Below are 23788 nucleotides of genomic sequence, written 5' to 3'. Positions count from 1 at the left end.
CGGATTCATGTTGGGCCGTCACACCCTGCGACGGAAGGCGATGATCAGACACATGCGGCAACTCTCGTCGCCCCGCCTCGCAGCGCCGTTGGTCTCGGGCGGACTCGCCGACTCCGTCTTCGCCGCCGCGCTGACGGATCCGCGGCACGTCCAGTTCTCGCTGCTCCGTGACGGCGAACCGCCGCTGGAGATCAGCACGTCACGGTTCCGCGACGAGGTGACGGCCGTCGCCCGCGGCTTCCTCGCGAGCGGCGTCGGCGCGGGCGACCGGGTGATCGTGATGTCGCGCACCCGCTACGAGTGGACGCTGATCGCGTACGCGCTGTGGACCGTGGGCGCCGAGGTCGTGCCGGTGTATCCGACCTCCTCCGCCGAGCAGGTGCGGTGGATCCTGTACGACACGGACGCCGTGGGTGTCGTCGTCGAGAACGAGCACAACGCGATGACGGTCGCCGCCGCCTACGGCGCCCGTACGGATCTGACCCGTCTGTGGGAGCTGGACTCGGGCGGCCTCGACCTGCTCGTCGAGGCGGGCGCGGCGGTGCACGACGAGGACGTGCACCGGCTGCGGGCCGCGGTCAAACCGCGGGACACCGCCGTCATCTGCTACACGTCCGGCACGACGGGCCGCCCCAAGGGCTGCGTCATCACGCACAGCAACCTGGCGTCGGAGGCGGACAATCTCCTCGTCGGCTGGGGCAGCCTGCTCGCCGCGCCCGGCGAACGCCCGTCCCTCCTGGCCTTCCTGCCGCTGGCGCACTGCTACGGCCTGATGGTGGTGGTGAGTTCGGTGCGCGGCGGCGTCAACATCGCGCACCAGCCGGACCTCTCCCCCGCCGCACTGCTGCCCGCGCTCGCCGCGTTCCGGCCGACGTTCCTGTACGCGGTCCCGTACATCTTCGAACGCCTCGTCAGCAAGGCCCGGATCAACGCCCAGGACAGCGGCCACACCGCCCTGTTCGAGCGGGCCGTGCGCACGGCCGTCCGGTACGCGGCGTCGGTGCAGCGGCACGCGGCGGGCGAGGGCGCGGGGCCAGGCCCCCGCCTGCGGCTCAGACACAAGGTGTACGACCGCCTGGTGTACGCGAAGGTGCGCGCGGTGCTCGGTGGCCGGGTGCGCAACGCGGTGTCGGGCGGCTCGCCGCTCTCCCGCGAGCTCGGCCTGTTCCTCCAGGGCTGCGGCATCACCGTGTACGACGGCTACGGCCTGACCGAGACGACCGCCGCGGTCACCGCGCAGCCGGTCGGCGCGGTGCGGCACGGCACCGTGGGCAAACCGCTGCCCGGCAACGCCGTGCACATCGCGGACGACGGCGAGATCTGGGTGGCGGGCGACGTCGTCTTCGCCGGGTACCTCAACAACCGGAAGGCCAACGAGGCGGCGCTGCGCGACGGCTGGTTCGCCACCGGCGACCTCGGCCGGCTCGACGACGACGGGTATGTGGTGATCACCGGCCGCAAGAAGGACATCATCATCACCAGCGCCGGCAAGAGCGTCTCCCCGCAGACACTGGAGGAGGAGCTGCGCGCCCACCCGCTGATCTCCGAATGCCTGGTGATCGGCGACAACCGCCCCTACGTCACGGCCCTGATCACCCTCGACCCGCAGGCCCTGGCGAGCTGGCAGGTGCTCAAGGGCCGCACCCTCAGCGCCCCCGCGGAGGCGGCCCTGGACGAGGAGCTGCACGGCCACATCCAGCGCGCGGTGTCACGTGCCAACTCCCGTGTCTCACGCGCCGAGTCGATCCGCGCCTTCCGCATCCTGCCGAAGGAGTTCGGCGCCACCGGGGGCCTGCTCACGCCCTCCCTGAAGGTACGCAGGGCCGCGGTCCTGGAGGCGTACGCGCAGGACGTCGAGGAGTTGTACGCGACGCGCTGAGCCGCGCCGGGTGGCAGCGGACGGAGTGCCGGTGCCGTGAGGGGTGCGGAAGGTTGGCGGGGTCCGTTGTCGGTGCCTGGTGGGAGGATGCCGGAACCGGCGGGAGCGGCGGGCGGGACGAGAGGGGCAGGCCCTGATGGGACGCAGTGAGCGGGAGGCCGTCGCCGACGGCGCGCGCCTCCATGCGGCCGTGCGGGCGCTGCTCGGTGACCACGAGCGGGCCGTGGGCGCGGTGCGGGACGCGCTGGCGCCGCTGCTCGACGAGTCGGTGGCGCAGGTCCTCGACACCATGCCGGTGGCGCGGCTCCAGGAGGCCACGGACGGGCGGGTCCGTGTCGGCCTGGTGGAGCGGGACGGGCTGCGCACGGTCCGGCAGGTCCTCGACGCGGGTCCTGGACGCCTGCACCAGATCCACGGGGTGGGCCCGCAGACCGCCAACCAGCTGCTGGCCGCAGCGGGCCGGCTCGCCGAGCGGGTGCGGCAGACGGCGGCGGTGCCCCTGGACGTGGACGAGCCGGAGCCCCGGACCACCGCCCTGGTCACGGCGCTGCACGTGCTGGTGGAGGCGGGCCCCGACGCCCGGCACGCCGTCGACGCGGCGACCGGCATCGACCGTCGGCTCGGGCCGCTCCTCGACGAGGCGCGGCCCGCGGCGGGGCGGCTGCGGATGCTGTTCGCGGGCCGGGCCCGCCGGGCCCGCGCCCTGGAGGCGGCCGAGCAGGTGCGGGCCGTCGTCGCGGAGGCCGAGCGGGCGGGCACGCGTGCGCTGCTCGCCCAGGCCTCGGTCGACCTGCTGCGCGGGCCCGCGACCGACGTGGCGGCCTGGGTCGACTTCGAGGTGCGCTCCGCCGAGTACTACAGCGTGCTCGGCGAGATCTCCGGGCAGTCTCCCGACACGGCCGCCGCCGAGGGCTTCCTGCCCGCCGAGATCGCCGAGCAGGTGCGGGCGCAGCAGCTCGACGAGTCGCGGCTGAGGGTGTCGCTGCGCGGATACCAGGCGTTCGGCGCCCGGTTCGCCCTCGCGCGGCGCCGGGCGCTGCTCGGCGACGAGATGGGGCTCGGCAAGACGGTCCAGGCGATCGCCGCGCTGACCCACCTCGCGGCCGAGGGCCAGAGCCACTTCATGGTCGTGTGCCCGGCGAGCGTCCTCGTGAACTGGACGCGGGAGATCGAGGCCCGCAGCGCACTGCGGGTCGTTCCGGTGCACGGTCCCGACCGGGGCGAGTCGTTCGCCGACTGGAAGGGCCGGGGCGGTGTCGCCGTCACGACGTACGACGCGCTGCGCTCCCTGCCCGCGCCCGGCGGCGGCGAGGTCGGGATGCTCGTCGTCGACGAGGCGCACTCGGTGAAGAACCCGGAGACGCTGCGCTCGCGGGCCGTCGCCGAGTGGGCGGAGCGCTGCGGGCGCGTGCTGTTCATGACCGGCACTCCGATGGAGAACCGGGTCGGCGAGTTCCGCAACCTCGTGCGCGTCCTGGATCCCGGGCTCGCGCACCGGCTCGACGAGGAGGACGGCATGGCCGGTTCCGTCGCGTTCCGCACGGCGGTGGCGCCGGTGTATCTGCGGCGCAACCAGGACGACGTGCTCGCCGAGCTGCCCAGCCTCCAGCACACGGACGAGTGGGAGGAGTTGAGCGCCGAGGACGCGGACGCCTACCGGGAGGCCGTCGCGTCCGGCAACTTCATGGCGATGCGCCGGGCGGCGTACGCGCGCCCGGCCGGGTCCGCGAAGCTGGAGCGGCTGCGCGAGCTGGTCCGGGAGGCGGCCGAGGCCGGACTGAAGGTCGTCGTGTTCTCGAACTTCCGCGACGTGCTCGGCACGGTCCGCGACGCCCTGAACAGCGAACCGCATGTCGAGGGCCGGGTGTTCGGCCCGCTCACCGGCAGCGTGCCGCCCGCTCGCAGACAGCTCCTCGTCGACGAGTTCGCGGACACGGCCGGGCCCGCCGTCCTCGTGTCCCAGATCCAGGCCGGCGGCGTCGGGCTCAACATCCAGGCGGCCTCGGTCGTGATCCTGTGCGAGCCGCAGATCAAGCCGACCCTGGAGCATCAGGCCGTGGCGCGGGCGCACCGCATGGGCCAGGTCAGGTCGGTGCGGGTGCACCGTCTGCTGGCCACCGGCGGCGTCGACGAGCGCCTGGTGCGGATACTCGCCAACAAGTCCCGCCTGTTCGACGCGTACGCCCGGCGCAGCTCGACGGCCGAGGCGACGCCGGACGCCGTCGACGTGTCCGACGCGGAGCTCGCGCGCCGGATCGTCGAAGAGGAGCAGGCTCGCCTCGGCGTGACGGAAGACTGACCCGTCGGTGTCAAGGCCTTGCGCGACTGATCCGTCAGTCGGTCAAGGCCTTGCGGATCGCGTCGTACGCCGGCTTGTGCGCGAGGTTCTCGTCCCAGGGCAGGGCGGCGCCCTCGCCCTCGAAGAAGTCGGGGATCCACGAGTGGCGGTCGGAGTAGCCCCACAGCGTGATGCCGACGCAGCGCTTCACGGCGAGGCAGGCGTCGGTCACCTGCCCGTACCAGTCGGCCTGTTGGGCGAGCTTGGCCTGGTCGGCGGGGAGGACCATGCGAATGTCCAGCTCGGTGATCGCGACGTCGACGCCGAGGCCGGCGAAGCGCTGGATGTTCTGCCGCATCTGGGACGGGAAGCCGTACTGGAGGGCGAGGTGGGCCTGCATGCCGAAGCCGTCGATGGGCACGCGGTCCGCCTTGAGCCGCTTGATGAGCGTGTAGTACGCGTCGGACTTCGCACCCGTGCCCTCGACGTTGTAGTCGTTGAGGTACAGCTTCACCTTGGGGTCGGCGGCGCGGGCCCAGCGCAGGGCGTCGGCGATGTACCCCGGGCCGAGCGTCTTGTAGAAGATGTTCTCCCGGTACGTGCCGTCCTCGTTCATGATCTCGTTGGCGACGTCCCAGGCGAAGACCTTGCCGCGGTAGTGCTTGACCACCTTGGTGATGTGGTTCCTGAGGATCGAGCGGAGTTCGTCGGCGCTCCAGGTGCCCGAGGTCAGCCAGTCGGGCAGCTGGCTGTGCCACAGGAGGGTGTGGCCGCGGACCTTCAGGCCGTTGGCGCGTGCGTAGTCGACGATCTCGTCGCCCGCCGTGAAGTCGAAGACGCCGCGCTCAGGTTCGGTGGCGTACCACTTCATGCCGTTGCCGGGGGTCGTCTGGCCGAACTCGGTGCCGAGGAGGTCGGCGTAAGGGGTGTCGGCGAGTTCGGGGTTGTCGACGGCGGAGCCGAAGTAGCGGCCCTGTGCGCGGGCGAGGTCGTGGAGGGTGGCAGTGGCTCCGGGCTTCTTGCCGCTGTCGGGGGCGGCGGTCGCGGCGGGGGCTGCGGCGAGGCCGCAGATGAGCAAGGCCGTCGCGGCGGCGAGGGCGGCGGATCTGGTGCGGGTCGTACGCATGGCGTGTCCTCTCAACTGGTCATCGTGCACGGATGGTTGAATACGTCACTTGACTCGGAGCTCGCAGCGCATCCGGCGGTCGTGGCCCACCTCTCGCACCGCCCCCGTCAGGGTGAGCGGCACGGTGTGGTGGACGTGTTCGCTGGAGGCGGCGACGCGGAGTTCGAGGGCGCCGGGTTCGACGACGCGGCGGCCGTCGGCCCCTGTGTACGCGGCGAGGTCGGCCGGGAACGTGGCGTGGACCTCGGCCGAGGCGCCGGGGTCGAGCGGGACGCGGGCATAGCCGACGAGCCGGGCCTCGGGGCGGGCGACGGTGCCGACGGGGTCGTGGAGGTAGAGCTGGACGACCTCGGTGCCGGGGCGCTCGCCCGTGTTGCGCACGGTGAGCCTGAGCGCCACCTCGCCGTCGGTAGCGAATTCGGGGGCCTCGCACTGCGGGGCGTCCCAGGCGAACGTGGTGTACGAGAGGCCGTGCCCGAACGGGTAGAGCGCGGTCGGGTCGACATTGCTGGGCCCGCCGTGCCGGCCGAGCGGCGGGGCGAGGTAGGGGGCGGGCTGGCCGCCGGGGGTGCGGGGCACGCCGACGGGGAGGCGGCCTGAGGGTTCGACGCGCCCGGACAGCACGCCCGCGACGGCCGCGCCGCCCTCCTGGCCGGGGAAGAAGGCCTGCACGACGGCGGCGGCCCGGTCCGCCCAGCGGCCGAGCGCGTACGGGCGTCCACTGAGGACGACGATGACGGTCGGCACCCCGGAAGCCAGCGTCTCGTCCAGCAACGCACCCTGCCCGTACGGCAGTTCAAGATCCTCCGCGTCGCAGCCCTCGCCCGACGAGCCGCGCCCGAACAGGCCGGACCGGTCCCCCACCACGGCCAGGCAGACGTCGGCGCGCGCGGGGTCGTCCACGAACTCGGCGCCCGGCAGCTCGGCGCGCAGCGCCTGCGCGAAGGTCGGGATGTCGACGCCGGTGGGCAGTTCGGGGTGGTTGACGCCGACGTGGCGCGGGAACGTGTAGCAGCCGAGCATCGCCGCCTGTTCGTCGGCGAGGGGGCCGACGAGGGCGATACGCAGGCCGCTCGTCTCCGGGAGCGGCAGCAGGCCCGCGTCGTTGGCGAGGAGGACCACGGACTCCTGCGCGACCTTGGCCGCCAACTCCCGCATGTGGGACGGGTTCAGGTCGACCGGCTCTGCCGAGGGCTCCGGTGCGTCCTGCGGATCGAGCAGCCCCAGTTCGCACTTCTGCGTGAGGACGCGCAGCGCCGCCCGGTCGAGCAGGTCCTCCGGGAGGCTCTCGCCCGTCGCGAAGCAGTGGGCGGCCGGGAGTTCGACGTCCACGCCCGCCGCGAGCGCGGCCCTGCCCGCCTCCCCCTCGGACGCGGCGACCCGGTGGGCGGACTCCAGGAACGCGATGCCGAAATAGTCGGAGACGACCGTGCCGGTGAACCGCCAGTCGTCCCTGAGGAGTTGGGTGAGCAGGCCGGCGTGCGCGTGGGCGGGCAGGCCGTCGATGTCGTTGTACGCGGCCATCACGGAGCGGGCCCCGCCCTCGCGCAGCGCCATCTCGAACGGCGGCAGGATCACGTCCGCCAGCTCGCGCGGCCCGAGCGGGGCGGGCGCGTGGTTGCGGGCTGCGCGCGAGGCCGAGTAGCCGGCGAAGTGCTTGAGCGTGGCGACGATCCCGGCGGCTTCGAGGCCGCGTACGTAGGCGGTGCCGATGGTGCCGACGAGGTAGGGGTCCTCGCCGATCGACTCCTCGGTGCGTCCCCAGCGTGCGTCGCGTACGACGTCGAGGACCGGGGCGAGGCCCTGGTGGATGCCGACGGCGCTCATGGAGCCGCCGATGGCCCGAGCCATCTCCGTGATCAGCGCGGGGTCGAAGGTGGCGCCCCAGGCGAGCGGGGTCGGGAACACGGTGGCCTGCCAGGCCACGAAGCCGGTCAGGCACTCCTCGTGGGCGAGCGCGGGCAGCCCGAAGCGGTTGCCCGCGCGGATGCGGCGTTGCAGGGCGGCGAGGCGGGCGGCACCTTCGGCCGGGTCGACGGGGACCGTGCCGAACGGGCGGGTGAGGTGGCCGAGGCCGTACGGGAGGAGGGCGTCGAGGTCCGCGCTCTCGGCGGCGTACTCGTGCTGTCCGGGCGCGACGGCGGCCTCGGAGTCGGAGCCGATGGAGGCGCCCAGCCACACGCTGGACAACTGCGCCGTCTTCTCCTCGGCGGTCATCCGGGCGAGCAGGTCCGCCGCCCGGACGTGGGCGGGAAGGGTGGTGTCCTGCCAGGGCTGAGCCATGGATCTCCTCAAGTGCGGTGCAACTGACTGGGGTTGGCGCGGGCCGCGGGCGTCAGCCCTTCGTCGCGCCCATCGTGATGCCGCCGATGAGCTGGCGTTCGGCGACCGCGTAGAAGGCGAGCGCGGGCACCATGGCGAGGATGAGGTACGCGAAGACGCGGGCGATGTCGGTGGCGTACTGGCCCTGGAACTGCTGGACGCCGACGGGGATCGTCCACCAGGTGGGCTGGGTGAACACGAGCAGCGGGAGCAGGAAGTTGTTCCAGCTCGTGACGATGGCGAGGACGGAGACGGTGCCGAGCGCGGGGCGCGCCATCGGCAGCAGGATCCGCCAGAAGAAGCCGAGCGGGGAGCAGCCGTCGAGGGTGGCGGCCTCCTCCAGTTCGCCGGGGATCTCCCGGAAGAAGCCGCGCAGGATGACGATGGTCATCGGCAGGCCGAACGCGGCCTGCGGCAGGATCACGCCCCACGGGTTGTCGAGCAGCCCGAAGGTGCGCAGCAGGATGAACAGCGGCAGGATCGCCACGGCGAACGGGAACATCAGGCCGACGGTGAAGAGAGTGAACATCAACTCCCTTCCCTTGAAGGCGAACCGGGCGAGCGCGAAGGCGGCGAGCGCGGCGGTGCCGACGGTCAGGACGGTGGTGCCGACGGCGACGAGCGTCGAGGAGCCGAGCATCCGCCAGAACGAGCCGTCGGCCAGGATGTCCGTGTAGTTGGACACGACCCAGGGCGACGGAAGCCCGAAGGAGTTCTGGGACAGCTGGTCGGTGGACTTGAACCCGGACACCAGCGCGTACAGGAGCGGGGTGACCATGACGATGCCGACGAGCCATACGACGACGTACAGCGGCGTGGAGCGCAGGCGTCGGCGCGCGGTGTGACTGAGGGCGCTCATCGGGTGGCTCGCATGTTGGTGAGGGCTCCTTCGGTGTCCCGGCGCAGCACGTACCTCTGGTAGGCGATGGCGAAGACGAGGCTGATGAGGAACATCGCGATGCTGATCGCGCTGGCGTAACCGATCTGGTAGCGCTTGAAGCCGAACTGGAAGAGGGTGACCGCCATCGTCTCGGAGTGGTGGTCGGGGCCGCCCTGCGTGGTGACCCACACCAGGTCGAAGAGCTGGATGGCGCCGATCACGGACAGGAAGGCGCTGATGCGGATCGTCGGCCCGAGCAGCGGCAGCGTCACGTTGCGAAAGCGCTGCCAGGCGTTCGCCCCGTCGATCCGCGCGGCCTCGTGCAGCTCGGCGGGGATGCCCTGCAGGCCGGCCAGGTACAGCATCATGTGGAAGCCGAAGTACTTCCACATCATGACGAGGAACAGGGTCGGCAGCACCCAGTCCTGGTCGGCGAACCAGAGTCCGCCGAGGCTGTCGAGGCCGATGGAGCCGAGCACCTTGTCGGCGAGCCCCTCGTCCGGCGCGAAGATCATGGAGAACAGGACGCCGGTGATGACTTCGGAGAGCACGTACGGGGCGAAGAACAGCATCCGGTAGACGGCGCGGCCTCGCAGCTTCTGGTTGAGCAGCACGGCCATGGCGAGCGCGAACGGGAGCTGGAGTCCGACGGAGAACACCACCAGGAGCAGTCCGCGCCACAGGTCGCCGAGGAAGACCGGGTCGTCGAAGAGCCGGGTGTAGTTGTCGGTGCCGGCGAAGTCCGAAGGCGCCCCGAATCCGCCCCAGTTGAAGAAGCTGACGTACAGGGCGTAGAGGATCGGCGTGAGGACGAACAGGAGGAAGAGGACGAGGGCGGGCACGGTGAACGAGAAGGCGGTGAGCCAGTCCCGGGCCCGGCGCGCCAGCGGGCGCCTGTTCGGTGCCGGGGCGGCCTGATCCTTGACGGGAGCGGGCCGCGCGTCGTTGATCTGGGTCGAAGTCATGGTGGCTTACTGGCTCTTGGCGACCTGGGTGATGGAACGGGAGACCTGCTCGGGCGACTTGGCGCCCGCGATGAGGGCGGCGACCGAGTCGTTGATCTCCTGGCCGAGGGCGGGCGGGTAGGCCTGGTCGAGGTAGAGCTGGAATCCGGACGCCTTGTCCAGGGCGGCGGAGACGAGCTTGAGGTTGGGATCGGTGAGGGAGCCGATGGCGTCCTTGAGGGTCGGCATCAGGTCGGCCTTCTCCACCAGGATCTTGTCGGACTCGGACGACATGAAGAACTTGAGGAAGTCGACGGCCGCCTTGGGGGCGCCCTTGCGTACGGCGTAGGCGTTGCCTCCGCCGAAGATGTCGGTGCCCGCGCCCTTGCCGCCCTCGACCGACGGGAACGTGAAGAAGCCGAGGTCCTTGCCGAGGCCCTTGCCCGCATCCGCCTGTGTGGGAGGTGCCCACTGACCCATCAGCTCCATCGCGGCCTTGCCGTTGCCCATGGTGGCGGCCTGGCCGCCCGGCGTGGAGTACGCGGCGCCGAGGAAGCCCTTCTGGAACGGCTTCAGGGCGACGAGTTCCTTCAGGCGCTCCCCGGCCTTGACGAAGTCGTCGCCGGTGAAGTCCTTGGCGTCGGCGGCCTTCTGCATGCCGTCGACGCCGGCGATGCGCATCGCCAGGTAGGCCCAGTAGTACATGCCGGGCCACTTCTCCTTGCCCGCGAGGGCGATGGGCGCGATCCCGGCGCTCTTCAGCTTCTTGACGGCGTCGAGGTAGTCGCTCCAGGTGGTGGGCGTACTCGTGATGCCGGCCTTCTTGAAGTGCGCCTTGTTGTACCAGAAGCCGACGCCGCCCACCTCTATGGGCATGGCGTACATCTTGCCGTCGAACTTGTAGGCATCGGGGGCCACGCCCACGAACTTGTCGGACAGCGGCTCGGTGGCTTCGGTGAGATCCTCGACGAGACCGGCGTCGATCTGCTGCTTGAGGACCCCGCCGCCCCAGGTGTGGTAGATGTCCGGCAGCTTTCCGGAGCTGGTCAGCGCGGTCATCTTCGACTTGAACGCGTCGTTCTCCAGCGTGACGAGCTTGATGTGCACATCGGGGTGCTCGGCCTCGAACGCCTTGGCCCGCTCGGGCCAGACGGTCTTCGACGGCTCCGTGGTCTGGATGTTCCACCACTCGACGACCGTGCGGCCCTTGCTGTCGGTGGCGCCGGAGTCGGAGTCCGAACAGGCGGAGAGCCCGGCGGCCCCGAGCCCCACTGCGGAAGCGGCCCCCAGGAACCGCCGGCGGGACAGGGCCGCGGCGACGGCGGACGGGGACACAGCGACTCGATCGAACACTGACATGGCGCACCTTCCGGAAGGAATCCGAAAACTATCGGGAGATGGCCTGGAAAGTTACGGGCATACGACAGGGGCGTCAACGCCCCTAACAAAAAAGGCTGTTGACGCCCCTGTGACTGCTGTTGCGGAGTTACGCGTTCCGCGGCGCCGCCGTGCTGGCCCTGACCACGAGTTCCGTCGCCAGGTCGACGCGCGGAGCCGCGGGTTCCACGGAACGGGCCAGGTCGAGCGCGGTGCGCGCGGCCAACTTGCCCATGTCGGACAGCGGTTGGCGCACGGTGGTGAGCGGCGGCGCCGACCAGCGCACTTCCGGAAGGTCGTCGAATCCGACGACGCTCAGATCCTCGGGCACCCGCAGCCCGCGCCGCCGCAGCGCCTCGATCGCGCCGAGCGCCATCTGGTCGCTGGACGCGAAGATCGCGGTGGGCGGTTCGTCGAGGTCCAGCAGCCGGTCACAGCCGGCGAATCCGGACGCGTGATAGAAGTCGCCGGGCACGATCAGCTCGTCCTCGACCGGCACGCCCGCGACGTCGAGCGCGGCCCGGTACCCGTCGAGCCGGGCCCGGGAGCACAGCAGCCGCGGCGGGCCCTGGATGAAGCCGATGCGCCGGTGCCCGAGCTCCAGCAGATGCTCGGTGGCGGCCATCCCGCCGGCCCAGTTGGTGGCGCCGATGGTCGGCGCGTCCGTCACGGGTGATCCCGCCGGGTCGATCACCACCAACGGAACACCCAGGCGCTGCAGTTCGTCCCGCAGGCCGGAATCGAGCACCGACGTCACGAGGATCACGCCGTCGGACGCGCGGGCCCGCAGATTGGTCATCCACTCCCGCGCGTCGCCCGCCCGGTCGTGGATGGCGGAGACGACCGTGCCCACCCCGGACTCGTGCGCCACCTCCTCCACACCCCGGATGATCTCCACGGCCCACGGGCTGTCCAGGTCGTTGAAGACCAGGTCGAGCAGGGCCGCCCGGTCTCCCGGCGCGGGCGCCCGTCGCTGGTACCCGTGGCGGTGCAGCAGGTCCTCGACGCGGGCCCGGGTGCCGGGCGAGACGTCGGAACGTCCGTTGACGACTCGCGAGACGGTCGGCACGGACACCCCGGCCTCCCGCGCGATCTCGGTGATCGTCACCTTGGCCGGCCCCTCAGGGCTCCGCGTGGCTGCCTTGCGCTGAGCGCCATCCCCGGCCACGTTCCCCACCTCCGTCGACATGTCCGTCCGGAGCCGGATCCGATAATTCTCCGAACGTCTTCCGGAAACCGTAGAACATGCCGACGGCCGTGTGTCGGTCAAGCAGTGGTTACCTGCGGCCCATTGATCGCATATGGGGCGGGCGCCCGGCCCGGGGTCACGACTCTGCCACGTCCAGGGCGCTGATGCCGATGCCTCCGCCGACCTCCCCGGGTTTGCGACTGCGCATTCTCAGGCGCAGCGACCGCCCGCGTACCGCGTCGAAGGTGACGACGGTGGGTTCGCCGGAGCCCGTGGCCCAGGCGATGTCGGTGCCGTCGACGGACTTGTACGTATCGCCGTCGCCGACCGCCACCTCGATGGCAGCGGGCAGGGAGTGGGTGGCGTCGACCGTGAAGGCGAGCTCGACGCGGCCCACCTCTCGCTCCTCCGCCCACTCCACCGAGACCCAGTCCTCGGGGCGGGCCCCGTTGAAGGCGGGGAGCAGGGCGGTGGCGGCCTTGTTGAACGCGTTGGACCACTGGGTGGCCGGGTCGCCGTCGAGCATCGCGGCGGGCAGGGTCTTCGTGCCGCCCGAGTAACTGGCGTCGGCGTGCGGGTACGTGGGGGCGCCCTGGCCCGGGTCGGGGGCGAAGGGTTCGGCCGGGGTGACCGGGGTGCCCGCCGGGCCCGTGACGCGCAGCGTCGCCCTGCCCCGGCGCAGTCCGTCGGCGCGCGCCGTCACGGTGAGGCTGCCGGGCTCGGTCCCGGCGCGCACGATCGCGAGTGCGAGCCCGCGGAACGTGGTGCGGGTGCTGGCCTGGTAGCGCTCGGCGGACTCCTGCTGCCCGTTGTCGACGCCCGCCAAGTGGCCTCCCTTGACGTCGAATTCGAGGAGCTGCGCGGCATCGGGGACGACGGTCCCCTTCGCGTCGACGACCTCCGCCGTGACGAAGGCGAGCGCCCTCCCGTCCGCCGCGACGGACTTCCGGTCGGCCGTCAGACGGACGGCGTGCGGGGCCCCGGCCGTGCGCAGCACGTCGGTCGCGACCGTCCGGCCGCCGCGCCGCGCGACGGCCTTCAGCTCACCGGCCGCGTACGGCACCTTCCACGTCAGGTGCAGCTTGCCCGCGCTGCCGTTGGGGCTGGTGTAGCTGCCGGGGTAGGGGCCGGAGGTGACGGTCTTGTCGTCGTGGGTGGCCTCCGTGGTCTCCAGGTACGTACGCCCGTCGACAGTCTTCTTCTCGTCGAAGGAACGCACGCCGAGGGAGCGCCCGTTGAGGTACAGCTCGACCTCGGCGACGTTCGCGTACGCCCATACCTCCACCTCCGCCCCGTCCTCGTGCGTCGTCCAGTCCATGGGCAGCAGATGCACCATCGGCTCGTCGACCCACTGGCTGCGGAAGAGGTGGTACATGTCCTTCGGGAACCCGGCCGTGTCGACCGCGCCGAAGAACGACGCCTTCACCGGGAACACGTCGTACGGGGTGGGTTCGCCGATGTAGTCGATGCCCGACCAGAGGAACTCGCCGGTGAAGAAGCGCCGGTCGCGGTCCTTCTTCAGGCCGTACTCGCCGCTCATGGTCCAGGAGGCGAGGTTGTTGTCGTACGAGGAGGTCGCGCGCCTGCCCGGTGTGTGGTTCTCGCCGGTGTTGAGGTGTTGCGGCTCCTGATAGGTGCCCCGGCTCGATGTCTCGGAGGAGGACTCGGACTCGAAGAGGAACAGATGCGGGTAGCGCTTGTGGAGCGCGTCGACGGAGGCCGCGGTGTTGTAGTTGAGGCCGAGGCCGTCCAGCTTGCCGAGGATCTGGTCGGCGGGCGATCCGACGGCGGGCAGCGAGCGGTACTTGTCGGAGCCGATGACGATCGGCCGTGTGGGGTCGACCTCCTTGACGTCGGCGATCAGGCGCTCCGCGATCGTGACGCCCGCCGCGCTCGTCGAGTCGGGGATCTCGTTGCCGATGGACCACATGAGGACGGCCGGGGAGTTGCGGGCGGCGCGCACCATCTCGGCGATGTCGGCGTCGGAGTGCTCGTCGAAGAACCGGCCGTAGTCGTAGGTGTTCTTGCCGGTGCGCCAGCAGTCGAAGGCCTCGACGAGCATGATCAGACCGAGCTCCTCGCAGGCCTCGATCACCTCGGGTGCGGGCGGGTTGTGCGAGGTGCGCAGCGCGTTGACGCCCATGGACTTCATGATGGTCAACTGGCGGCGGACGGCGTCGGGTTGAACGGCTGCGCCGAGCGCGCCGAGGTCGTGGTGGAGGTCGACGCCCTTGATCTTGGTGTGCCTGCCGTTGAGCGAGAGGCCGTCGTCGGGGTCGAAGGTGGCGTGCCGGACACCGAAGCGGGTGCGGTACGTGTCGACGGTGCGGCCGTCGACACGCAGGTCGGTGACGAGCGTGTAGCGGTTCTCCGGGGTCTCGACGGACCACAACTCCGGCTTGGGGAGGCGGAGTTGTACGTGGCCCGTCTTCCCGTCCCTGCCGACGCCCGCGAGGGTCGACTCGGCGCTCGCCACGCGGCGGCCCTTGGCGTCCCGGACCGTGGCGAGGACCTTCACGTCACGTGCGGTGTCCGAGGCGTTGTCGACGGTGGTGCGCACGTCGACGGTGGCGTACCCCTTCTTCAGGGTCTGCGCGAGGTCGGGTGTGGTGACGAACGTGCCCCAGCGCCGGACGTGCACCGGTTCGGTGACCACGAGGCGGGCCCTGCGGTAGATGCCGCTGCCGGAGTACCAGCGGCTGCTGGGCAGCCGGTTGCGGACCTCGACGGCGAGGACGTTGGCGGTGTCGCCGTCGAGGTGCAGCAGGTCGGTGACGTCGTGGGCGAATCCGGTGTAGCCGTAGGGGTGGTGGGTGACGAGCTTGCCGTTCACGTACACGTTGGCGTCCATGTAGACGCCGTCGAACTCGACGGAGATCCGCTTGCCCGCGTACGCCTTCGGCACCGTGAACGTCTTGCGGTACCAGCCGAGTCCGCCGGGCAGGAAGCCGGTGCCGCTCGTCGTGTTGTGCTCGGCGGTCGGCGTCTGCTCGATGGACCAGTCGTGCGGGACCGCGACGGTCCGCCACTTCCCGTCGTCGTACTCGGGGCGCTCGGCGTCGGCGTACGCCCCGGTCGGGTCGGTGATGCCGTCGGGGCTGACGAGCGCGAAGCGCCAGCCGTCGGCGAGGTCGACGGTGCGGCGGCCGACGCCGCCGGTACGCCCTTCGGCGGCGCGGGCCGCGGGCGCGGCGAGCGCTCCCACGACGGGGGCGGCCGCACTCGCGGCCAACACGGATCTACGGCTGACGGATCTACGACTGGCAGACATGCGGAAGTCCCCTCGAAGCCAACATGAATCGTCACAAGCGAACGTGAGCCAACAGATTCTTGTGGCTTCGTGTGGGGATTAGTCAAGGGCCTTGCAGAATGAGCTGCCTTTGGCGCGATCTACGTGTCGCCGATCGTGGGGTACGGGAACTTCACCCCGGCGCCGCCGTCCACGACGAGGGTCTGGCCGGTGACGTACGAGGAGAGCGGCGAGGCCAGGAAGAGGAGGGCGGCGGCGATGTCCGCGGGCTCGGCGACGCGGCCGAGCGGGGCGTTCGCGGCGTTGACGGCGCGGCCCTCCTCGCCGAGCAGCCCCGCGACGCGCGGCGTCCACACCACTCCGGGCGCCACCGCGTTGACCCGCACCCCGCGCGGCCCGTACTCGACGGCGGCCGTGCGCACCAGGGACATCAGGCCCGCCTTGGCCGCTCCGTACGCTCCGTGCAGCGGGGCCGCCGTGAGCCCGGACACCGACGCGACGAACACCAGCGGTCCGCCGCCCGCCGCCGCCACCGCCGCTCCCCCGTACTGAACGGCGAGCCAGGCGTGCCTGAGCACCAGGTCGAAGTGCCACTGCCACGCGTCGTCGTCGAGGTCGCGGAGGGCTTCGTAGCGGGCCATGCCGACGATGTCGACGACGCCGCCGACCGGCCCCAACTCCCCTTTCGCGTAGGCGAAGAGCGCCTCCATGTCCTGCCGGCGCGTCACGTCCGCGACGTACGGCACCCCGCCGGTCTGCGCCGCGACCGCCTCCGCCCGCCCCTTGTCGACGTCCACGCACAGCACGCGCGCGCCCGCCGCGGTGAGCGCGTGGGCGGTCTGCCGGCCGATGCCGTTCCCGGCGCCGAGCAGGACGAAGGTGCGGCCGTCGACGCGGTGCAGGTCGGCGTAGGCGGGGACCGGGGTGTCGTCGAGCGGCTCGCTCACGAGGCGGCCGGCTTCGGCCGGTACGCGGCCAGCTCCGGGATGACTTCCTTGCCGAGGATCTCGATGGTGCGCAGGATCTCCTGGTGCTCCAGGTAGCCCCACTGGACGTAGCAGATGAGCTGGTCGATGCCGAGGTCCGCGTACCGCTTGGCCTTGCGGACGATGGTCTCCGCGTCACCGATGAGGATCATGTCGCCCGCGTCGAACTCGGAGACGGGCACGTCCCCCTCGATGATCGGGCCCAGCAGCGGAAAGGTCTCGTCGCGCTCCTCCGGGGAAAGGTGCGGCAGTTCCCAGTCGAGGGTGAACTGGGCGAGGTTGCGGTACCACCAGGCGACCGAGTCCCAGACGCGCCGCGAGGGGCGGTCGGCGGCGTGCACGAGGGTGTAGGCGGCGACCTTGTTCGTGGTGACGCCGGTGATCGCCTCCGGGGCGCGGGCGGCCTCCCGGTACGCGGCGACCTGCCGGCCCATCGCCTCCAGCGGCTGCATGATCGAGAAGGAGAGCAGCCCGAGGCCCGCCGCGCCCGCGACCTCGGCGGAACCGGCCGACGTGGCCGCCATCCAGCACGGTGGATGCGGGTCCTGCACGGGCTTCGGGGTGACCATGCGGCGCGGGAAGCTGTACCGCTCGGACTCGTACTGGAAGAACTCCTCGCGCCACATGCCGGTGACGATCTCGATGGCCTCGCGCCAGTCGGCCCGCGACTGCTCCCGGTCGACGCCGAACGCGGTCTGCTCCATGGGCGTGGAGCGGCCGGTGCCCCACTCGACGCGGCCGTCGGAGAGCAGATCGACGGTCGCCACCTTCTCGGCGAGCCGGGGCGGCGGCGTGAAGCCGAACGGGGTGAGGGTGACGCCGAAGCCGAGGCGGATCCGCTCGGTCAGGCCCGCCAGGTGGCCGAGCAGCACCTCGGGCGCCGGACAGTGCGAGCGCCCCTCCCTGAAGTGGTGCTCCACCGCCCACACCGTGCGGAAGCCCATCCGGTCCGCGAGCCGGATCTGCTCGACGGCCTCCCGGTAGGCGCGCTGCTCGGCGGCGCGCTGGCCGTGCGGGTGGGCGCCCTCCCAGGGCTTCGGTACGTCGATCTCGTACAGCACATCGAGGTCCATGGCCGCGCTCCTCCGGTAGCCGGTCCGGTGGGGGTGCGGGGCGACGATGCGGGAGATCTGACGAAGAGTCAATAGGCAGGGGTGTCGCCCGCGGGGCCGCCCGTGGAACCCGGAATGTCCGGCTTCCGGTTAGCGTTGTCCGCGAGGACGGACAACCTGGTGGAAGGCGGCACACCGTGCACGGCGAGTACAAGATCCCCGGCGGCAAGCTCGTCGTCGTCGACGTGGACGTGGCGGACGGTGTGCTGCGCCAGGTCCGGGTCGCGGGCGACTTCTTCCTCGAACCGGACGAGGCGCTCCTCGCCATCAACGCCGCGCTCGAAGGCGCCCCCGCCGACGCCGACACCGCGGCCCTCGCCGCCCGGATCGACGCGGGGCTGCCCGCGGGCACGGTGATGCTCGGCCTGACGACCGAGGGTGTCGCCACCGCCGTCCGCCGGGCGCTCGCCCGGGCCACGGACTGGCGGGACTACGACTGGCAGCTCATCCACGACGCACCGCAGTCCCCCGTCCTGCACATGGCGCTCGACGAGGTGATGGTGGAGCAGGTCGCGCTCGGGCAGCGGCCGCCGACGCTGCGCGTGTGGGAGTGGGACCGGCCCGCGGTGATCATCGGCAGCTTCCAGTCGCTGCGCAACGAGGTGGACCCCGAGGGCGTCGAGCGGCACGGCGTGACCGTCGTACGCCGCGTCTCCGGCGGCGGCGCGATGTTCGCCGAGCCCAAGTCCACGATCACGTACTCACTCGCCGTCCCCGAGTCCCTGGTCTCCGGCCTGTCCTTCCAGGACTCCTACGCCTACCTCGACGACTGGGTGCTCGGCGCCCTCGCCGACATGGGCATCAAGGCCTGGTACCAGCCGCTCAACGACATCGCCACCGACGTCGGAAAGGTCGCGGGCGCCGCGCAGAAGCGGGTCGCGGCCGGGCAGGGCGCGGTGCTGCACCACGTGACGATGTCGTACGACATCGACGCCGACAAGATGGTCGACGTGCTGCGCATCGGCAAGGAGAAGCTGTCCGACAAGGGCACGAAGAGCGCCAAGAAGCGCGTCGACCCGCTGCGCCGGCAGACCGGCCTGCCGCGCGAGGAGGTCATCACGCGCATGATCGACTCGTTCCGCGCGCGCTACGGCCTCACGGACGACAAGGTCACCGCCGAGGAACTGGCCCGCGCCCGGGACCTCGTCCGCACCAAGTTCGGTACGGACGAGTGGACGGCGCGGGTGCCGTAGAGCCCGTGCTCCCTCAGACCTCTCGGTCGGCGACCCCCGCGATCGCGGCGAACCGCGGTGCCTCGTCGTCGTACGGCGCTCCGGTGAGGTCGCCGAGGACCTCGACGTCGTCGAATCCGGCGTCCCTCAGCTCGGCGGTCAGTTCGTCCGGGGTGAAGTAGCGGACCCAGTTGAGGAATGTCCGCTGCCGGTCGGCCTCGTAGATCTCGTACTTGTCCAGCGATACGTGCTCGGCCTCGTAGCGGTACGTGTTGAGGAAGCCGAAGTAGGGCCGCGGTGACCAGAAACCGTCCATGAGCGACGGGGCGTAGGACGCCTGTTCGCGCACGTCGGCGAACGCCGCCCGGGAGTCGACGTCGAAGACGAAGGAGCCGCCGTCGTCGAGGTGGCGGCGGACGGTGCGCAGCAGGGTCCGCCGTCCCTCGGGCGGCAGCGCGCAGTAGTCACGCATGATCATGACGATCAGGCCGTACCGCACGTCCTCCTCGTACCTGAGGTAGTCCTGGCGGAGATGGCGCACGGACAGGCCCTCCGCCCGGGCGAGCGCCTGCGCGTGCGCGAGCGAGCGGGTGGACAGATCGAGGCCGGTGACGCTCGCCCCGGTCCGCGCCAGGCGGGTCGTGTAGAGGCCCGGGCCGCAGCCGAAGTCGGCGACGCGCAGGCCCGGGCCCACGTCGAAACGGTCGCCGAGCCAGGCCACGACCCGTTCGAGGTACTCCGCCCGGTAGGAGGAGGCGTCGACATGGGGATCGAGGTGGGCGGCGAGCATCCGCTCGGAGATGTGGGGGTCGGTCCACAGGTCCGGGGTGGTGACGGCCGAGTAGACGGCGGGGCGGGCGTTGATCGTCGAGAGTTCTTCGAACACAGTGGGGCGATCCTAGGCTCCGCACCCCTACGCGACCAGCGATTTCGTGTCGGCCCTCGGGGCCGGCCGCTCCCTACACCGTCGCCTGGTCGCTGTCGCGGAATTCGCCCCAGCCGTGCCAGCGCTCGATCTCCATCACGGCGGTCACGCGGGCGCGCTCGCGCTCCGGGTAGGAGCCGCCCGTGTAGTGGGTGGAGATCCGGTCGATGTCCGCGAGGCCCTTGTCGTCGCGGAGCTCGATCACCCGGCCGATCAGGGTGATGTGGGTGTACCAGCTGTCCTTGTCGAGGACGGTGAGGGTGAGGCGGGGGTCGCGGCGCAGGTGCTTCAGGCGGACCCGCCCCTCGTCCATGTTGAGCAGCACTCGGCCGTCTTCCCAGAGGTACCAGGTCGCCGCGGAGACGGGGGAGCCGTCGGAGCGGAGGGTGGCGACGGTGGCCGGGTTCGCACGCTCCAGCATGGCGACGGCCGGGGCGGACAGCGGGGGCTTGGACACGGTTCCTCCTTGATGCGTCGGGGGGGTACGCCGTCGACCCTAGTGACGCACGCCACCGGCGGCACTTCGCGGGACCGCTTTGAGCGCCTGCGACGCCGGTAACCCAAGCCCCTGCGGCGCTTGAGCATCGGGGCCCGGGGCAGAGCCCCGACCTTTCCAGCCCCGCCGACGCTTGAGACGCAGGGCCCGGAGCGGAGCCCCGATCCTTCCAGCCCCGCAGGCGACTCAGCAGCGGGACACGGGGCAGAACCCCGAACTTCCAGCCCCGCCGACGCTTGAGGCGCGGGGTCCGGGGCAGAACCCCGATCCTTCCAACCCCGCCGCCGGTTCAGCAGCGGGGTCCGGGGCGAAGCTCCGACCCTTCCAGCCCCGCCGGCGATTGAGGCGCGGGGTCCGGGGCAGAGCCCCGATCCTTCCAACCCCCGCCGACGATGCAGCAGCGGGGCACGGGGCAGAACCCTGATCCTTCCAGCCCCGCCGGCGATTGAGGCGCGGGGTCCGGGGCGGAGCCCCGTGGCGTGGGGGCGGTCGACCGGAACAGAGACGGGTTACAGCAGGCGCAGCAGCGCGTGGAGCGCCGGGTTGTCATTGGCCTTGCGCCAGACCAGATGGAGCTCGACCGGCGTCGCGTCGGAAAGCTCAAGCGGACGGAACGCGATGCCGGGAAACCGCATCTGCGCCCCCGACTCGGGCACGAAGGCGATCCCCCACCCCGCATGGACCATCGCCAGCAGACTGTGCACCTGACTGAGGTACTGCGTGAACCGCGGCCGCACCCGCGCCTCACGAAAGACACTGACCAGCAGCTCGTGGAAGTACCGCGCCTCGATCGGCGAGTACATGAGCACGTCCTGCCCGTCGAACTCGCTCATCGGCAGCGCCCCCTCCCCCTCCGCGAGCGGATGCCCGATCGGCACGGCGGCGAGCAGCCCCTCACGGGTGGTCGGCCGGGTCTCCAGGTCGGGCCCCGTGCTGGAGGGACGGATCATGCCGAGGTCGAGCGAGCCCTCGGTGATGGCTTCCAGCTGGTCACGGGTCACCTTCTCGCGGAGCACGATCTCCGTACCGGGCATCCCGGTCCGGGCGACGTCGAGCAGCGGACCGAGCGCGGAGTACGCCGCCGCGGCGGTGAAGCCGACGGCGATCGCCCCGGCCTCCCCCGTGGACACCTGCCGCGCGGCGAGCGCGGCGGCCTCGGCCTGGCGCAGGATGGTGCGCGCCTCGTTCAGGAAGGCACGGCCCGCAGGCGTGAGCCGCACGGTGCGATTGGTGCGGTCGAGCAGCTGCACGTCCAACTCGTGCTCAAGGAGCTGGATCTGGCGACTGAGCGGGGGCTGCGTCATCCGCAGCCGTTCGGCCGCCCGCGTGAAGTGCAGCTCCTCCGCGACGGCCACGAAGCTCGCCAGCTGCGCAAGCGTGAACAACGATGCCCTCCAGGTATTGGATCATCCAAAAACTATGTTTGACGTGGATTAATCGCCGACCTTAGCGTCAACAGGAACCAACGGCTCACACCCCCAGGGATTCGCAGTGGTGACCAGCATGTCCACAGCCAGTTCAGTCGCCTCCCAGCAGGGCGGGGCGACCCTCGACACCATCGCCTGGATCAAGCTCTCCTCCGTCACGCTGCCGCTCGCGACGCCCATCAGCGACGCCAAGGTGCTGACCGGCCGGCAGAAGCCGATGACCGAGGTCGCGTTCCTGTTCGCGGAGATCGAGACCGTCGAGGGCCACTCCGGCATCGGCTTCTCGTACTCGAAGCGGGCCGGCGGCCCCGCCCAGTTCGCGCACGCCAAGGAGATCGCGGACAACCTCGTCGGCGAGGACCCCAGCGACATCGGCCGCCTCTGGACGAAGCTGGTGTGGGCCGGCGCCTCGGTCGGCCGCAGCGGCGTGTCCACGCAGGCCATCGCCGCCCTCGACATCGCCCTGTGGGACCTCAAGGCCAAGCGGGCCGGGCTGCCGCTCGCCAAGCTGCTCGGCGCCCACCGCGACTCGGTGCAGACCTACAACACCTCGGGCGGCTTCCTGCACACGCCGACCGAGCAGGTCCTCGAGAACGCCTCCGCCTCCCTCTCGAACGGCATCGGCGGCATCAAGATCAAGGTCGGCAACCCGGACCGCAAGGCCGACCTCGCCCGCCTGAAGGCCGTACGCGAACACATCGGCGACGACGTGCCGTTGATGGTCGACGCCAACCAGCAGTGGGACCGGCCGACCGCCCAGCGCATGGGCCGGGCCATGGAGGAGTTCGACCTCGTCTGGATCGAGGAGCCGCTCGACGCCTACGACGCGCAGGGCCACGCCGCGCTCGCCGCCTCGCTCGACACCCCGGTCGCCACCGGCGAGATGCTGGCCTCGGTCGCCGAGCACGTCGAACTGATCAAGGCGAACGCCTGCGACATCATCCAGCCCGACGCCCCGCGCATCGGCGGCATCACCCAGTTCCTGAAGCTGGCCACGCTCGCCGAGCACCACAACCTGCAGTTGGCCCCGCACTTCGCGATGGAGATCCACCTCCACCTCGCGGCGGCCTACCCGATCGAGCCGTGGGTGGAGCACTTCGACTGGCTGGAGCCGCTGTTCAACGAGCGCCTCGAGACCCGCGACGGCCGGATGCACGTGTCCTCCCGCCCGGGCCTCGGCATCACGCTCACCGAGCAGGCCCGCGCGTGGACGGTCGCCACGCACGAGGTGGGCAAGCGCCCGTAACCCGCTCCCCCTCTTCCCCACGCTCTCTGGCGCGGGCCCCGCTGACGGACAGCGCGGGGCCCGCGCCAGAGCCATGCACGGACCTTTTCGACATTCGATACCCGTCAGGTATCACTGAATGCAAAAACAGTGTTGGACGCGCATGAGTGACGCCTCGTAATGTCGCACTCACACCCTCCCTTCACCGTCCTCACCACCCGGCAGGAGCAGACCACCCATGTCCTCGTTCACCCCGTCCGAGCTCGGCCAGCGCATCGGCTCGGGCCTGCTCTCCTTCCCCGTCACCCACTTCACGGCCGACGACCTCGCGTTCGACGAGGCCGCCTACCGCGCCACCATCGAGCGCCTGGCGGAGTACGAGGTCGGCGGACTGTTCGCCGCGGGCGGCACCGGGGAGTTCTTCTCGCTGACCGCCGCCGAGACGGAGCAGGTGGTGACCTCGGCCGTGCGGGCGGCGCCCGCGGGCACGCCGATCCTCGCCCCGGCCGGCTACGGGACGCGGACCGCGATCGAGTACGCGCAGGCGGCCGAACGCGCGGGCGCCGACGGCCTGCTGCTCTTCCCGCCGTATCTCACGGAGGCCGCGCAGGACGGTCTCGCCGAGCACATCGAGGCCGTCTGCGGGGCCACGTCCCTCGGTGTCATCGTCTACGGCCGGGCCAACGCCAAGTACAGCGCCGACACCCTGGCCCGCGTCGCCGAGTCCTGCCCGAACCTGATCGGCTACAAGGACGGTGTCGGCGACATCGACGCGATGACCCGCATCTACACCCGCCTCGGCGACCGCCTGACCTACATCGGCGGACTGCCCACGGCCGAGACGTACGCGCTGCCGTACCTCGAACTCGGCGTCACCACCTACTCGTCGGCGATCTTCAACTTCCTGCCGGAGTTCGCCCTCGACTTCTACGCCGCCGTACGCGGCCGGGACCACGCCACCGTGCTCAAGCACCTGCGCGACTTCGTGCTCCCGTACACGGAGATCCGCAACCGGAAGGCCGGGTACGCGGTCAGCATCGTCAAGGCGGGCATGACCGCGACGGGCCACCCCGCGGGTCCCGTCCGCCCACCGCTCACGGACCTCTCCGAGGCCGAACTCGCGGAGCTGACCACACTGATCGGCGCAGGCAAATAAAGCCCCTGCGGCGCTTGAGCAGCGGGGTCCGGGGCAGAGCCCCG

Annotated in this window: 17 protein-coding genes; 5 read left to right on the top strand and 12 right to left on the bottom strand. The window is 71.2% G+C overall.

Annotated elements, in window-relative coordinates:
• Positions 1–52 precede the first annotated feature (52 nt).
• Together ACY34M_RS22345 and ACY34M_RS22340 are read left to right on the top strand one after the other, a co-directional pair.
• Positions 53–1879 carry an AMP-dependent synthetase/ligase gene (locus tag ACY34M_RS22345; RefSeq protein WP_462719783.1) on the top strand — a complete coding sequence of 609 codons (1827 nt, stop codon included), beginning with the start codon at positions 53–55 and terminating at the stop codon, positions 1877–1879.
• Positions 1880–2015: 136 nt separating this feature from the next.
• Positions 2016–4178 carry a DEAD/DEAH box helicase gene (locus ACY34M_RS22340; protein WP_462719782.1) on the top strand — a complete coding sequence of 721 codons (2163 nt, stop codon included), beginning with the start codon at positions 2016–2018 and terminating at the stop codon, positions 4176–4178.
• Positions 4179–4212: 34 nt separating this feature from the next.
• On the opposite strand, the gene ACY34M_RS22335 is transcribed toward ACY34M_RS22340, so the two are convergent.
• From ACY34M_RS22335 to ACY34M_RS22295, 9 genes are all read right to left on the bottom strand, one after another.
• Positions 4213–5283 carry an endo-1,4-beta-xylanase gene (locus ACY34M_RS22335; RefSeq protein WP_462719781.1) on the bottom strand — a complete coding sequence of 357 codons (1071 nt, stop codon included), beginning with the start codon at positions 5281–5283 and terminating at the stop codon, positions 4213–4215.
• A 45-nt stretch (positions 5284–5328) separates the two neighbouring features.
• Positions 5329–7566 carry a glycoside hydrolase family 3 N-terminal domain-containing protein gene (locus ACY34M_RS22330; protein ID WP_462719780.1) on the bottom strand — a complete coding sequence of 746 codons (2238 nt, stop codon included), beginning with the start codon at positions 7564–7566 and terminating at the stop codon, positions 5329–5331.
• Positions 7567–7618: 52 nt separating this feature from the next.
• Positions 7619–8464 (bottom strand): carbohydrate ABC transporter permease, encoded by an 846-nt coding sequence (locus tag ACY34M_RS22325; protein WP_462719779.1) that lies wholly within the window; start codon positions 8462–8464, stop codon positions 7619–7621.
• Positions 8461–9450: a carbohydrate ABC transporter permease gene (locus ACY34M_RS22320; RefSeq protein ID WP_462719778.1), complete on the bottom strand. Its 990-nt coding sequence runs from the start codon at positions 9448–9450 to the stop codon at positions 8461–8463. The genes ACY34M_RS22325 and ACY34M_RS22320 overlap by 4 nt, the downstream gene beginning before the upstream one ends.
• A 6-nt stretch (positions 9451–9456) precedes the next feature.
• Positions 9457–10788: an extracellular solute-binding protein gene (locus ACY34M_RS22315; RefSeq protein ID WP_462719777.1), complete on the bottom strand. Its 1332-nt coding sequence runs from the start codon at positions 10786–10788 to the stop codon at positions 9457–9459.
• A gap of 127 nt (positions 10789–10915) precedes the next feature.
• Positions 10916–11914, bottom strand: coding sequence for a LacI family DNA-binding transcriptional regulator (locus ACY34M_RS22310; RefSeq protein ID WP_462719776.1), 999 nt, complete (start codon positions 11912–11914; stop codon positions 10916–10918).
• A 217-nt stretch (positions 11915–12131) separates the two neighbouring features.
• On the bottom strand, positions 12132–15266 hold the full coding sequence (locus ACY34M_RS22305; protein ID WP_462719775.1) for a glycoside hydrolase family 2 TIM barrel-domain containing protein: 3135 nt from the start codon (positions 15264–15266) through the stop codon (positions 12132–12134).
• Between the two features lie 119 nt (positions 15267–15385).
• A complete protein-coding gene (locus ACY34M_RS22300; protein ID WP_462719774.1) occupies positions 15386–16192 on the bottom strand; it encodes an SDR family NAD(P)-dependent oxidoreductase in 807 nt (268 codons plus the stop codon).
• Entirely contained in the window at positions 16189–17304 is a 1116-nt protein-coding gene (locus ACY34M_RS22295; RefSeq protein ID WP_462719773.1) for an LLM class flavin-dependent oxidoreductase, read from the bottom strand. Before ACY34M_RS22295 ends, ACY34M_RS22300 begins: the two co-directional genes overlap by 4 nt.
• A 176-nt stretch (positions 17305–17480) precedes the next feature.
• Between ACY34M_RS22295 and ACY34M_RS22290 the strand changes: the two genes are divergently transcribed.
• Positions 17481–18536 carry a lipoate--protein ligase family protein gene (locus tag ACY34M_RS22290; RefSeq protein WP_462719772.1) on the top strand — a complete coding sequence of 352 codons (1056 nt, stop codon included), beginning with the start codon at positions 17481–17483 and terminating at the stop codon, positions 18534–18536.
• Positions 18537–18549: 13 nt separating this feature from the next.
• Here ACY34M_RS22290 and ACY34M_RS22285 read toward each other — a convergent pair whose 3' ends face one another.
• From ACY34M_RS22285 to ACY34M_RS22275, 3 genes are all read right to left on the bottom strand, one after another.
• On the bottom strand, positions 18550–19401 hold the full coding sequence (locus ACY34M_RS22285) for an SAM-dependent methyltransferase (protein ID WP_462719771.1): 852 nt from the start codon (positions 19399–19401) through the stop codon (positions 18550–18552).
• A 73-nt stretch (positions 19402–19474) separates the two neighbouring features.
• Complete coding sequence (locus tag ACY34M_RS22280; protein WP_462719770.1) at positions 19475–19897, bottom strand: PPOX class F420-dependent oxidoreductase; 423 nt, start codon at positions 19895–19897, stop codon at positions 19475–19477.
• A gap of 548 nt (positions 19898–20445) precedes the next feature.
• Positions 20446–21321 (bottom strand): LysR family transcriptional regulator, encoded by an 876-nt coding sequence (locus ACY34M_RS22275; RefSeq protein ID WP_462719769.1) that lies wholly within the window; start codon positions 21319–21321, stop codon positions 20446–20448.
• Positions 21322–21439: 118 nt separating this feature from the next.
• Between ACY34M_RS22275 and ACY34M_RS22270 the strand changes: the two genes are divergently transcribed.
• Both ACY34M_RS22270 and kdgD read left to right on the top strand, forming a co-directional pair.
• Positions 21440–22609 (top strand): L-talarate/galactarate dehydratase, encoded by a 1170-nt coding sequence (locus ACY34M_RS22270; RefSeq protein WP_462719768.1) that lies wholly within the window; start codon positions 21440–21442, stop codon positions 22607–22609.
• Between the two features lie 217 nt (positions 22610–22826).
• A complete protein-coding gene (gene kdgD / locus ACY34M_RS22265; protein WP_462719767.1) occupies positions 22827–23744 on the top strand; it encodes a 5-dehydro-4-deoxyglucarate dehydratase in 918 nt (305 codons plus the stop codon).
• Positions 23745–23788: the final 44 nt, after the last annotated feature.

Source organism: Streptomyces sp. EDA2-14 (assembly GCF_054963755.1).
Note: the sequence above shows the minus strand (reverse complement) of the source record. Positions and strands in the feature narration are given on the sequence as shown.